At 45.4% G+C, this 14,480-nt stretch carries 8 protein-coding genes; all 8 read right to left on the bottom strand.

The genetic code is table 11. The annotated features are described in order from the left end of the window. The coding region (locus HJG39_RS07500; RefSeq protein ID WP_268408281.1) for an Ig-like domain-containing protein at positions 1–4,637 on the bottom strand (4,637 nt) is incomplete at its 3' end. 172 nt (positions 4,638–4,809) lie between these two features. Further along, complete coding sequence (tldD, locus tag HJG39_RS07505) at positions 4,810–6,264, bottom strand: metalloprotease TldD (protein ID WP_268408282.1); 1,455 nt, start codon at positions 6,262–6,264, stop codon at positions 4,810–4,812. Beyond that, entirely contained in the window at positions 6,257–7,081 is an 825-nt protein-coding gene (locus HJG39_RS07510; RefSeq protein ID WP_268408485.1) for a carbon-nitrogen hydrolase family protein, read from the bottom strand. Before HJG39_RS07510 ends, tldD begins: the two co-directional genes overlap by 8 nt. A gap of 2 nt (positions 7,082–7,083) precedes the next feature. After that, positions 7,084–10,956 (bottom strand): YhdP family protein, encoded by a 3,873-nt coding sequence (locus tag HJG39_RS07515; RefSeq protein ID WP_268408283.1) that lies wholly within the window; start codon positions 10,954–10,956, stop codon positions 7,084–7,086. Positions 10,957–11,010: 54 nt separating this feature from the next. Then, positions 11,011–12,477, bottom strand: a complete 1,467-nt coding sequence (gene rng, locus HJG39_RS07520; RefSeq protein ID WP_268408284.1) for a ribonuclease G — start codon at positions 12,475–12,477, stop codon at positions 11,011–11,013. Next, entirely contained in the window at positions 12,467–13,063 is a 597-nt protein-coding gene (locus HJG39_RS07525) for a Maf family protein (protein WP_268408285.1), read from the bottom strand. The genes rng and HJG39_RS07525 overlap by 11 nt, the downstream gene beginning before the upstream one ends. A gap of 18 nt (positions 13,064–13,081) precedes the next feature. Further along, entirely contained in the window at positions 13,082–13,561 is a 480-nt protein-coding gene (mreD, locus tag HJG39_RS07530; RefSeq protein WP_268408286.1) for a rod shape-determining protein MreD, read from the bottom strand. Further along, complete coding sequence (gene mreC / locus HJG39_RS07535) at positions 13,561–14,463, bottom strand: rod shape-determining protein MreC (protein WP_268408287.1); 903 nt, start codon at positions 14,461–14,463, stop codon at positions 13,561–13,563. Before mreC ends, mreD begins: the two co-directional genes overlap by 1 nt. Positions 14,464–14,480 lie beyond the last annotated feature (17 nt).

A 14,480-nucleotide genomic window follows, 5' to 3' on the forward strand; every position in this document is an offset into this window, starting at 1 on the left:
CTGCTGTAATTCAGTGCCACATTCGGCTGCACGCCGTTTCGACCCGGCGGTATCACTATTGGAATATGGTATGACGCTGCCCCGCCGCTGACACCGGCCTGTGCCGGCGTGGCACCATTAAAGTCACTGGCGGATGCGGTTTTGCTCACCTGTGTGGCATCATCTGCTTCTCCGCCAAGCTGTCCCCAGTCACCAGCCACCATCTCTCCAATGTACACAGACGCACTTTCCATCTGCTCTTGCTCGCCGCCCTCATCGGTATAAGAGACCTCTACCGTTAATAACTTACCGTCATCGTCTTGAGTAACGGTATACGTGGCAAGGGTAGCCTCAGCTATATCGTTGCCACCACGCTTCCATTGATAACTCAACTCACCTAGCCCATCTTCATCAACCAATTCCTGAGTGTCAGCGGTTAAGACACTGCCAATTTCGGCATCACCGGTAATCACAACACGACCTGTAGGCGCATCATTGACCGGCTCGATGGTCAAGGTAAAGTCCACCTCATTTGATAGCGAGCCATCAGAAACAGTGACTGTGATATTCACCTCACCATGGGCATTTTCTGCTGGCACAAGCGTTAACGTCCGCTCAGCGCCATCACCTGTAGTAGTGATACCGGTCTGTGGCAATATTGACTGCGCATCAGACTCAACACTGACCAACAACTCACTCTGTGATGCGCCGATATCTTCTACAATAAAGGGAATAGGGGCAATCTCTGTATCTTCTTGCGCCACAATGTCGTTGATTAACGAAATGCTCGGCGGTAAGTTTGAAGATACGGCAGGGGTTAGCCCACTGGTCATTGACTCACGCTTTCCAAGCCCATCGATATAGGACACCGTCACACTTAACGCATGGCCGACATCAGCTTCCGACACCGTGTAATCAGGCCCTGTTGCTCCGCCGATGTCCATTACGTCTTCACCCTGATGACGATGCCACTGGTAGGAGAATATCCCTAGTCCATCAACGTCATTTAAGGTGGTCGCATCTGAACTTACCGTCAAACCGATCCCCGCCTGACCCACAATGTCCACCTCGCCACTTGGTGGATGATTGACGGGTTTAGGCTTTTCATTATAAAGCGCCGTGATTTCTTCGCGTGATAAAGCGCGGTTGTACATGCGGTAGTTATCTATCGCACCGTCAAAATACTGATAGCCGTGTCGACAATTATCGTTGCCGTAATAACATATCGACCCCACCTTTTTAGCCGACTTGGGCTGGTCAGCAGACCAATCATCCGGGCCGCTGATACTGGTATCAAGACCGCTTTGTACACCATCCATGAAGCCTTCCATGAAAGTGCCATCGGTGATAATGGTCATCATGTGCCAGCGACCATCACGGTAGTTTTTACGTCTATCGTAGAAGTACACTAAATCGCGCACGACATTATTATCACCCAAGGTCACAAAATGGATTGGCCCTGAGGCAAGTATCTCCGGCCTAAACTCCCAAGCAGGATACCCGCCATCCCAGTATCCTTGGTGCATCAAATACAGGAATTCTCGATTAGAATCGGTTTTAAACCAGAAGTTAATGGTCACCAATTGGCGCTTGTCAAAACCCGGCAACTCTTTTATCGCCCCATTGCGGGTATACATAGCTTTGCCAATTTTGCCTTCCCCTTGCACGGGCAGGCGATCAATCGTGGCATGATTGCCTCTACCTGAACTGTCATAAGCAAGGTTACTGGCATCTTCAAAGAGGTATTCTGCTATCAAACTTGGGTCACCACTGGGTACTTCACCCACGGTCACAGTCACTGTCGATTGAGAGGTATTGCCCCAACCATCTTCGATGGTATACACAAAGCTTTCTGTCCCAACAAAATCAGCATTTGGCGTGTAGGAAACTTGGTCGCCATCTGGCGTAATAGTCACCGTAGCATTCAGCGGCTGAGTGACCTGAACAACCGTCAACCCCAAATTGTTGGCATCAATGTCATTATTTAATACCGACAAGAGGTTATTTTGCGTATATTGCAATACCGAAAAGGTATCAGGGGTTGCTTGTGGACCTTCATTTGGGTCAATTCGACCATACACATCTCGGGTTACACTGGAATTATTGTTACTACAGGTAACTGAAAAATCCCATACCGCAGGAGAGTCCCGTAAAATCGGCCCCCAAACATAGGTCCCCGACTGCAATTGCCCATTATTAGGCACATAAACTACACCAAGGTTATTTTTACATTCCCGCACATCGGTATAGGTAAAAGAGAAGGTTTGAGACTGACCCACGGTGACCACTTGCGGCGCGTATTGTAACTCTGCCAACGTCACCACCGGGTCTTGAATAGGCGAGACTAAGCGTATTTCCACTTGTGCCGTGTAATTTCCGCCCCAACCATCATTCACCGTATAGTTAAAGCTGGTTTGCGCATTATTCACCCCTGAGGCAGGCGGAGCATAAGTGCATTTGTTTGAGCAGGTCACAGTTCCTACACTAGGCTGTGTGAAACTACTAATGGTTAACGCATGTCCATCTGCATCAACATCATTATCTAGCACGCGTATCACCACGGCCCCTTCACCATAGGCAACCGTTTTTTGGTCATCGTAAGCTATCGGCTTTTTGTTGGCGGTAATAATGGTACTAACATGCTGAGTCGAGCTACCAACGTTGTTTGAGCAGGTAACATCAAACGCCCATGTCGCCGGCTCACTGCGGTAGGCGGACCAACTAAACGTCCCCGACATCTTCCTAGTTTCATTCGGACCGCCGATATACGTTACCGAGGCTCCTGAGTTATCCGAATAGTTATGACTGCGACACCAAGAGGAATCTAAATACTTAAAACTAAATGTCTGAGTGATACCAACTGACGCCACAACTGGCGTGTAGCTCAGGTTACTAATCACCGCCTTTTTACCATCGTTTAATGGCAGCAGAGTCACCCTCACTTCATACGGGCTAGGACCCGAGCAATACGCATTGGTTTTATTACACGAATAAATTTTATAGGTATATTGCCCTGCTCCCCCGTTCACTCCACTAAGTTTAACCGTTTGAGAGGTCGTGGTTGACGGTATACCGATTTTTGCCCACGACTGGATACCGTTGGGCTCTATTTGAAGTATTTTATAATACCCGCCTGAGCCAATCAGCCCATCAGGGCGCGACCAGCTTAATGTCACTGAATCATCACCATTTCCTGATGCAACCACTGTGTCGCTTGATGCCACAAACTGCGTCACGAACTGAGGAATATTGAAGACATACACGCTTTTATAAGGGCTTGCACTACTACACCCTTGTGCATTACACGCCTTAATATAATAAAAGCGACCACCTTCGGAGTGTTCAACAATACGATGTTTGAGCGCACTAGTATAACGGTTGGTATACTCCATTTGGGAGCCAGGATAGCTAACCCAAATCTCATATCGAGTCGCATTTGGCACCGCAGCCCAACTCAATTCAAATGGTTGACCAACAGCGGGGTAAGCTCCAACCGAAGAAACAGGTGGAGTCGTCAGTTCATCAGGCTCACTAAGCGTCGCCACATCTGAAGACGTCATAACACCGGCTGTTGCAGACATGGCGGTAACATCGTGTGAAGCTGATGCTATTCCGACAGCATCAGCTTTTGCATTATTCCCTCTGTTTTTTTTGCGTTTCTTATACTTTTTGCGCTTTTTACGCTTAAGCTCACATTTTGTGCCCGCCTGCTTGCTTTTGGGCATAAAGTACACATACTTACAGCGTTCATGACGCAACTTATCTGTTGCATCTGGGATGAAACGCCCTTCTTCATCCTCACCACCATTTTGGTTGTACAAACGCACCAAATAATGTTGACCGCCCTCTTCTTCAAGCGCGGTACTAAAACCATCGTCCGTCCACTCATAACCCGCAAAGTCGGCCTTTATCTTTTGAGTATTCTTACGCTTAAATATCCCTTTTTTATTGGCGTAAGCAATATAATGTTTCTTGTGCTTTTTCTTAGACAAGGCAAAGACATCATCGCGTCCATCTCCATCAAAGTCAGCAATGTAAAGCTTCTCTGTTTTCTTCATCCCCCAACGCGACTTCTTGTCGCGCTTTTGGGCTAACTCAAGCTTACCATCAGGCTGACTGTGATATACCTGATGCGCCCCAGTTTGACTCATTAATACCAGTAAATCACTTTGCCCATCGCCGTTAAAATCCCCCGAGTAGAGCTCCGCTTCTTCGCTATCCCCCAACCAGAGAAGCTGCGTAGCATCAAAGCGCCTAAAACTCACAAATCCATGCTTGCCGCCCATCAATAGATACGCTTTTTGGGCTCCGGGTAGCGCCACTAGCGCATCTTCAAAAATATCGTCGTTGAAAAAACCGATAGTAATCTGCGCTTTATCCGCTGACCAAGATAAGCCATCTAAGTCAGCTTCCAACGCCAACCGTTGCTCGGTGTCATACTGCGTACCGAAGTTGAGCTGAGAACCAAAATACAGGGCGTTACTTGAGGCATCGTCCACGGCTTGGAGTAATAAGTCTTTGACGCCATCGCCATTGGCGTCAACATAATGATCGACATGCGTTGACGAGTCCCAATGCACGGCATCGGCAGCGCTGGTTTGCGCACTAAAGATGAAAAAAAGAAAAGTAAAAAACGACAGAAGCGTAGTGTGTTTCATTCCCTGACCTGCATTCCCTAAAGGATGTAATTGTGGCTGATAAAATTCGGCCAGAAACTTATCTCAAACAGGTGAACATTTCAACCAAAAAGCGTAAAAATTATCAAATTAAGGGAAGGGGGGGGAGATAAAAGTGCCCTGTAGTGGTTACGGGCACTTTTATTAGGGAGACTTAGGCAGTACCGCCAACGGTTAACTCATCAATTTTTAAGGTAGGTTGGCCGATCCCAACAGGCACGCTTTGCCCATCCTTACCACAAACCCCAACCCCTTTATCCAAGGCCATATCGGAACCAATCATTGAGATCTTTTGCATCACCTCAGGCCCATTACCAATTAACGTAGCGCCTTTAACTGGACTGGTTATCTTGCCATCTTCAATTAAGTAGGCTTCGGATGTTGAAAACACAAACTTCCCAGATGTAATATCCACCTGACCACCGCCAAAATTCGGAGCATAAAGCCCTTTTTTCACACTTGAGATAATTTCTTGAGGATCATGTTGGCCGGCCAACATATAGGTATTTGTCATGCGAGGCATTGGCAGGTGTGCATAGGATTCTCTTCGCCCATTCCCCGTAGCCTTTTGCCCCATCAACCCTGCATTAAGCTTATCCTGCATATAACCAGTTAATACGCCATCTTCAATCAAGACATTATATTGACCTTGCGTACCTTCATCATCAATATTTACCGAGCCACGGGCATTAGCAACGGTGCCATCGTCAACAACGGTAATCCCTTTTGCAGCAACTTGCTGACCTACGCGTCCGCTAAAAGTGGATGCTCCTTTGCGATTAAAGTCTCCTTCTAGACCATGACCTACAGCTTCATGGAGCAACACACCCGGCCAACCATTTCCTAGTACCACAGGCATATTACCTGCTGGCGCATCAATCGCTTGCATATTAACATTGGCCACATGTAGAGCTTCATTGGCAACGCTTTGATAACGTGGGACACCATCTAACAACTCATGGAAATAGGTGTAATCGACACGAGCCCCCGCTCCCGCACTTCCGCGCTCGCGTCGACCATCACGTTCAATGACAACACTGCAATTAAAACGCACTAATGGGCGAATATCGGTTGCAAAGGTGCCATCGCTCGCAGCAACCAAGACTTCTTCATAAACCCCCGTTAAACTCACCGTCACTTGGATCGCATCCGGTTCTTTGGCTCGAATATAAGCATCAGCCGCTTTTAATAACGCCACTTTGTCATTCTCAGACATACCTATAATAGGGTTATGAGATTGATAAATAAGCTGCCCACGTACATTTGGAGTTGAGCCTGAAAATGCCTTTACCTTACCGCTTCCACCTGAACGAGCAATGGTTCTAGCCGCATTTGCCGATGCATTAAGCGCTTCTAGATTTATCACATCGGAATACGCAAAACCGGTTTTTTCGCCACTCACGGCTCTAACCCCGACACCCCGCTCTAGGTTGTAGCTTCCTTCTCTGATAATGCCGTCTTCGAGTATCCAAGCTTCATGTTGACTAGCCTGAAAATAGAGGTCAGCAAAATCGGTATCATGCTGATAAATCAGACCTAAAATGTCTTGCAAATCCTGAGCTTGAAGCCCCGAATCATGAATAAGATGTTGTTCGACGATATTAGACAAGTTCGCTCCTAAATCGGTTGTGCTGAGTGATAGGCATATTGTTACGAATTTCTGTTAACTGTTTAAAGTCCATTACGGCAGAGACACAACCCGGGCCTTTTCTTATTTCAGTTAACAGTTCACCCCATCCAGAATAAATACAGGAATGACCGTATGTCATCCGCCCATTTTGATGTTCTCCGCCCTGATTGGCGGCAACAACATAGCATTGCTTTTCAATACTACGCGCCTGCAATAATGGATGCCAGTGAGCGGCACCGGTTTTTTCGGTAAACGCTGCGGGTAAGGCCAGAACATCGATTTGCCCCATTGCCTGAAATAATCCCGGAAATCTGATGTCGTAACAAACCGCCACACCCAAGCGACCAAAAGGCGTATCATCAATAACGGTAATCTTTTCTCCGGGTTTAGTCGTGCGAGACTCAAGGTAACTGCCTGTATTGTCTGCCACCTGAACATCAAACAAATGGATTTTTTGGTAATCAGCTCGACATACGCCTTCATCATCGAAAACCAAACAACTCGCCTGAAAACGTTCGCTTTCTGTTTCTATCTTGGTTGGCATTGTGCCGGAGACCAACCAAACACCATATTGTTTGGCGATGGAAGATAGCCTGTCCTGAATCATGCCAGTTCCCATTGCTTCTGCAATGTTTAGCTGGTCTTTATCTTTTGCCCCAAAAAACGCGAAGCATTCAGGCAAAACAACTAGCGCTGGCGTTTTTGGCTTAAGTGCCTTTATCAGGGATTCAACTTGGTCGAGGTTTTGTTTAGCATCAGGTACAGATACCATCTGCAACGCGATGAGATTGGGCAGCATTAACCATTTACTCCTTGAAAAGGGCTGAAACTGTTTGGTTCTAATCCCGGATTAACCGAATTTTCTGTTTCAGGTTCTATAACACTAGGTTCTACCGGAGACTTTTTAGCAGGCAGTTCAACCGATTTGCTGGACTTGTCCAACAACTCGACTTTCGGGTCTGATAATGTTCCGGTTAATGAATACTTCAAGTTAGACACCACATTAGCAGAAGTAATCACTTCATCAAATGCAAAAGCCGCTACCGCTGTTGCGGGGTTTACCATCCACGCGAGCAAGACTGGCAAGCTTGAGGTTAAATTAGGCTGTACCGACACCGTGTAATTGAGCTGTTTATCTGACAGGTCGGTGTACCCCTGTATTTTTACCCGAGCGGCTGCGCCATCAATTTCAGAGTCTTGTGTTTGCATTCGACCATCGCTAATTTGGAATGACCCTTTCATCTTCTCGTAAAAGAATCCCTTTGCAAATACATCCCTAAAATCTAAAGTCAATTTTCGGATTAATGACTCAAGACTCAAAAAGCTGAAAATTCGAGCACCATTGTCACTCACTTCAGTAAGATAACCATCGCCTAAACGCCATTGCACGTTCCCATTTAACGTCGCAAACTGTGGTTGATAAGGAGCTTGGTCCCACTTTAGATCAAAATCAATTTTGGCATCGGAGTCGCGTACACCAGACTCATAATCAAGGCTGCTAAGGAAATCGCCGAAGTCTTTACTCTCGAAGCTACCTTTAAGATTAGTTTTATGCCCTGCCGCATCAATTTGCCAATCGCCCGTTGCACTGATGCTGCCATCTTTTTTCTTTAATTTAAAACGGTCGATTTTCATGCCTGATTGGGTTGGCATTAAGGCAAAATCCAATTCTCCTAAATCAAAATCGTCAATTTTGCATTGTAAGCACTTGACCTGCAAAGGAGGCAACTGAGAAAAGTCGATTTCTTGCGTTAAATCTTCATCAAGCTTATTCCAGCTTTTTATATTTACGAAGTCAGCGTTAACCTTCATTCCTTGAGAATAAAGCGCCTTAGCGACCAACGCTTGTGCTCTTAATTGCTCAGCGTTAATTAATACATCCCAGTCTGTGTCACGGTTCTTGGCAACCACATCAACTTTATTGAACTGCTGCCCACCAAAATGCAATTCATTCGCTTTAATTAACACTCGCTGTGGAGGAGATAACAATCCTCCTTTTGCAGATTCAGGCAACCCAGATAGCATATCGTCAACAAAATCAAACCAAGGGTTGAAGGTCATTGTATTTAATTGAGCAGAAACGCTAAAACCTATTCCCATTCCAATAAAGCTATCTTCGCCTATGGTTAAATGCGCGCGGGAAAACTGTTTCTTATCATGCGGCAAGATACCGTTAAACTTGATATTGTCGCCTAACAACATTCGCACGGTTGACGTTTTTTCATCGCCTTCGCTATCCAAAAAAAGCAATCGGCTATCTTCTGCCTCTTTTGCGATAGGATCAGGCAACGCAATCCCAACGCCTTCCATCTGGGAAGTAAGCTGCATACTGTAATAAAAACCGGTTTGAGGAATAGAAAGGCGCAAGTCTGCCTGCCAATCTGTGGCACCATCAAAATATTTATTCAAGTTTGGGTGGAAAGTTTGCGTTAGTTCATCTGCATCCCACTTCCCTGATATATCAATGTCTGCCTCGTAGGCGTCTTCCCCTTGATGCCCAACAAAATCAATAGAAATTGGTTGTCCCCATAACTCAGCAGAAAGCGCTGAAGTGGACACCTTGTCATTATTGAAAGCGATTGCACCGCGGCTTTGCTCTAATCGCAAATCTAACCGAGGGATGTAAATGGGGTTATTTGCCATATTTACATTCCCTTTCACTTGAATATTCTCACCCGAAAGAGGGATCTCTAAATCAACATCCAAATCTAGTGGCCCACTCAAGTGCACATGATCTAATGCCTCGCCCACACTTTCTTGTAAACTACTGGCTTGAACTAAGCCCGTTGCTAATGTACCGGTTGTTTGACCCTTTACATCAATAAACAACGTGGACCCTTCCGTTAAGTTTGGTATAGAGGCATGAATATCATCTACGGTTACATCCAGAATACGGGCATGTTGGCTCGCCATAAACAAGCCTTCATTTTCAAATAACAGATCCACATTCAGCTCTGTTACCATTGGCCATGTATCATCGAACTCAAACTGGGCATCCGACAACGAAAGTTTAGCCTGAAAAATACCTTGGTTATTTTTGAATGGAAACTCAGAAGGATCACCGCTCCAAATACTGTGTATGTCGCTTAGCGTTCCTGCATGTAACGATTCTTTAAGAAAATCATTCGTCACGGGTCCCATTAATTCCTTTGGAAAGAGCGCTTTTGCTTGGTCAATATCCATATTGCCTAAACGCGTATAAAGCTGCATCAGCTTGGTATCAGAGCGATATGTGACGCTTGTTTCTGCTGTTAAGCTTGGTCCTTGGAAACGAATAGAAGGAGCAGAAACGGCCAGCTTGTCGGAAGAAAGATCAAGATACGCATCCAAGGAAATATGGTCATAAGGCAAGTTGTAACCCAACATCTGCCCTGTTCTGAGCTCCCCCAAATCATCATAGACTTGGACTCTTGCCAGCTTATCTAACCAGTGAATATTACCTTTTAGGTTGGTCACTCCGGGTATGCTACTGCCGTTTTCTGACGACAATTCGGAAAAACTTAAATTGGAAAAGAGTAACTGAGCGGCAGCTTGCTCTGGGGACAATTCAATATGCAATTTATCAATTTGCAGATCGGGGGCAAGAGCTGCAATAGGGCTTGCTTCATTTGTCCCCAAAATTACACTGAGTAACGGCATGACAGGCGAGAACTTAACAGGTTCACGATTATGGAAACGCAATACACCCGCGCGACTAAATGTGCCATTCCAATTTGTTTCAATCGCCTTTTCATTCACAACAACGGTGAATTCATTCATGTTAAACGCCCAACCCGACGGTCTTGGTTGAGCTAGGAAGTTACCCTTAAAAATTTTAGCATTGACTACGTCACCTGCTTCGTTTTCCCACTCAAAGCTGCTGTCTTGCAGCAATACTTGTGTGGAGGTAATCACTGAGTTTCTCAATCCCGCCCAAAACTGGAAATTAGCTCGACTTTCAATTAGCTCATATTGGGTTGGCACAAATTCTTTCAGCCAAGGGGCAATATCAAGATCCCTTGCTTCAGCATAAAATGTTCCCGTTAAATCCCGTTTTTCACCCTTTAAATCGAGGACAAAACGCGCCGAATTGCTTGCCAGCTCGGCAACACGCATTTCCCCAACGCCTTGGTGTCGTTTTCCATTGTTAAGCCAAGATAGCTGTTGAATTTGGATTTGCTGTTCATCTAAACGTGTTTTGATGGTGACGTGACTATCACTCACGGAGAAACGCTGTAGCTGCTCTAAAAACAGCGTTTGCAACGCATCAACAACAGGAAAATTGCTCTCTCCTCCTTGAATTTTGTCAATATCGGCTTTCATTTCCATGCCAATTAGATTGAAGCGCCTTGAGTGAACCTGACCTGTTCTTAGAGAGGTAAAAAGATCGAGTTCCACTTGTGTTTCGTCAACACTAAAAGAAATTGGAGAGTTCTTACCTTCAACGAGCGTAAGGTCTTTAAGCACAATCGCTGGGCCACGACCTTTCCACATTGCACTGATATAGCCAATTTTGATATTTGCGCCGTAGTTATCACTTAGCCATGATTCAATAAAATCTCGCTGACTGTGCATGTAGGGAAGGGAATAGCGCAATAAACTGATTAGCAACGCCAAACCAACCGTGAAAACGGCAAGCAATAGCCATAGTTTGCGAAGAAAATACGATAAATAGTAACGACCAGTTTTCAAAATAGTTCTGCTTAGCGCTCAATCATTTTTGGTGATACGTTGCATTCCACACAGCTACATCATTACAACGTCATAATTATCCTGATTATACAGGGTCTCAGTCTGTACTTTGATTTGTTTTGAAACAAAGAGTTCCAATTCCGCTAAAACATGGGATTCTTCATCCATCAACGCATCCGCAACCGACGGTGCCGCATAAACTACGAACTTGTCCGCATCGTACGCGCGATTAACCCGTACAATTTCTCGCATAATTTCAAAGCAAACGGTTTCAACCGTTTTCACTGAACCGCGGCCTTTACAAACGGGGCATTCACCACACAAAATATGCTCCAGACTTTCACGAGTGCGCTTACGCGTCATTTCCACCAATCCTAACTCGGTGAAACCGTGAATTTTGGTTTTTGCTCTGTCTTTGTTAAGTGCAACTTCTAGGTTCTGCAAGACTCGTCGCTGATGATTCGGTTCAATCATATCGATGAAGTCGATGATAATAATCCCACCCAAATTCCGTAAACGCAGTTGACGGGCAATAGCTTGAGTCGCCTCAATATTGGTATTAAATATGGTTTCTTCCAAATTTCGGTGTCCAACAAACGCGCCTGTGTTGATGTCAACAGTGGTCATCGCTTCCGTCTGGTCAATAATTAAATAACCACCAGACTTAAGATCAACGCGTCTTTCCAGTGCTCGTTGTACTTCATTTTCCACATCATATAAGTCAAAGATAGGGCGCTCACCGGGATAATATTCAAGCAACTGCTTAAATTCTGGTGCATATTCGTCCGTAAATTGCTCCAATTCTTGGAAAGCTAATTTCGAATCGATTCGAATTAAACCAAGATCTGTGCCGACAAAATCACGCAATACGCGTCGTGCAAGCGGCAAGTCCTCGTAAAGCACATAGCTTTTTCTGCGCTTGGTACGCTCCTGAATTTTTGACCACAAACGCCGCAAGAATTTGGCATCTTGCACCAACTCACTTTCACCTACGCCTTCAGCTGCGGTGCGAAGGATAAAGCCACCGTCGCCTTCTAGTTCAGACATCAACTCCCGCAAACGTTCACGTTCTTGCTCATCCTCAATACGCTGAGAAACACCGATATGAGTTACGCTTGGCATGAAAACCAAATAGCGAGAAGGAATAGTAATATCTGTCGTTAAACGGGCCCCTTTTGTGCCGATAGGATCTTTTACTACTTGCACAACAATGTTTTGCCCGTCTCGCACCAATTCTCTGATGTCTTTTTTCTCGATGGGGGGCGCATCAGGGACTTCTTCTGCAATTTCTTGATGCATCGCTATATCAGATGCATGAAGGAATGCCGCTCTTTCCAAACCAATATCAACAAACGCTGCCTGCATTCCGGGCAATACTCGGCTAACTTTGCCACGATAAATATTGCCAACTAGACCGCGTTTAGTATGGCGTTCAACATGGATTTCTTGTAATAAACCATTTTCGATCAACGCCACTCGGGATTCAGATGGTGTGACGTTAATCAGTAGTTCACCGCTCATGAGGGGTTATTCCTGTGTGTTTTAGCAATCTAACTGTCTCATACAAAGGTAATCCGACTACGGCGCTATAACTACCTTTAATCTGTTTCACAAATTGTCCGCCTAAGCCCTGAATGGCATAACCGCCCGCTTTATCTTGCGGTTCACCCGTTTGCCAATACCAGTGTGAATCGGCTTCGCTGATAACACCAAACTCAACCTCGGTAGTCACAACCTCAGCAAAAGTACCTGTTGGAGTGCTAACAGCTATTGAGGTATGAACATAATGTGTTGTATTCGACATCAACTGCTGCATTTGCAAAAAATCGTTTAAATCTTGGGGTTTTACCAGTACCTGACCATTAATCTCCCCAATGGTATCTGAGCCTAAAACGACGCACTCTGAGTTCGACTGAGAAGCTTGCTGTTGGTTCCAAACTGTTTCTGATTTTAACTTCGCCATACGCAGTACGTATTGCAATGGCGGCTCATCTTCAAGAGGCGTTTCGTCAACATCAGCGGGACATGTTATGAAATTAACGCCAACCTGATTAAGCAATTCAGCGCGCCGTGGAGATTGAGATGCAAGTATTAATTGAGGAGACATTATCTACCCTAAAGGATTTTAGGAAACCCGGAATTGCCTTCTCATTTTACGCAGTAAAAGGAAAATCCAAGGCCAGAAAACCATACCTGTAATAACAGGCCACAAGAATTCAAAGTTAAAGTTCAAATCGGTAAGTAATCTAAGTAACCAGAAAACAATCAAATGATATAGCGCGGACAATAATCCAATAATGATGGCCTGCTGCCATACGGAATAATTTCTTAAACGCAAATAGTTAGCGGCAAGGATATACGTTACGGCACAAAGCGCTAAGCTGTGCACACCAAGAGTCGTGCCAAGCAATACATCAAGTAGCAAACCATTAATAAAAGCAACGCCTACATTGACTCGATTAGGCAATGCCAAGGTCCAATAGGCAATCACCAGATACACCCAGTCTGGCCTAAATGGGTCAACGACAGGAGGCATTGGCATAATCTGAAACATTAAAGCCAACACCAAACTAATACCAATAATATAGTGTCTTATCTGAAACATTAGGAAACAGGCTCCTGCGTTTTGCTAGGGCTTTCGCCATCAGCATCATCGCCAAAGGTCGGCGACGCAGGGTCGGTAGGCGCATCGCTTGGCCACAGAAGTAACAGGTATTTCAATCGATCTAAGCGTGCAGCAGGTTCTGCCTTGATGGAGGCAAAAGGCCGTGATTCGTCGCGTATAACGGACGTTACCTTGGCAACGGGATACCCCTCAGGGAAAACATTACCTAATCCAGACGAAATGAGAATATCACCGGCTTTTATATCGGTACTGTGAGCTACGTGGTCGATAACCAGCTCATCCAAATCCCCTGAGCCTGAAGCGATTAAACGAACATCATTTCTTGCCAAGCGAGTTGGTGTGGCATGGGTAATATCGGAAATCAAAAGAATACGACTATTAGTTGTTGCCACTTGCAACACCTGCCCAACGATACCGTGCTCATCCAACACAGCCTGCCCCTGATAAACCCCATGTATAGCACCTTTATCAATGACTATTTGTTTACTGTATGGGTTGTTATCAACCGCCATCAGTTCAGCGACCATTTTGCGAGCATTTTCACGAACAGGTGAACCAAGCAAGGTACGTAAACGATCGTTTTCTCGCTTTAGGAACTGGTAACGTAGGTTTTCTTCACTCATCAATGTTGCCTGATGAGTTAGTCGAGCATTTTCTTCAAGAAGTTGTCGCTTTGAGGTGAGTTCTCTAGCAAGCCAGTTAAGCGCATCACTCGGTATATTGGCAACATACTGCAGGGGAGCAACCAAGGAATTCAGGTATACACGCGCAAAACGGAAGCTATCCAGTCGATGATCCATAACCATTAGCGCCAAAGACAATATGATGCCCATGACGAGCCGACTATTTAACGAGGGACCCCGACTGAATATGTTGTCCATAAATTAAGCGTTATCAC

This window comes from Alteromonas sp. a30, assembly GCF_026788005.1.
GTDB lineage: Bacteria > Pseudomonadota > Gammaproteobacteria > Enterobacterales > Alteromonadaceae > Paraneptunicella.

Excerpts from the sequence above, each read along its gene's own strand:
- mreD (WP_268408286.1), bottom strand. The coding sequence starts at position 13,561 with ATGTTTCAGATAAGACACTATATTATTGGTATTAGTTTGGTGTTGGCT.
- mreC (WP_268408287.1), bottom strand. The coding sequence starts at position 14,463 with ATGGACAACATATTCAGTCGGGGTCCCTCGTTAAATAGTCGGCTCGTC.
- rng (WP_268408284.1), bottom strand. The coding sequence starts at position 12,477 with ATGAGCGGTGAACTACTGATTAACGTCACACCATCTGAATCCCGAGTG.
- HJG39_RS07525 (WP_268408285.1), bottom strand. The coding sequence starts at position 13,063 with ATGTCTCCTCAATTAATACTTGCATCTCAATCTCCACGGCGCGCTGAA.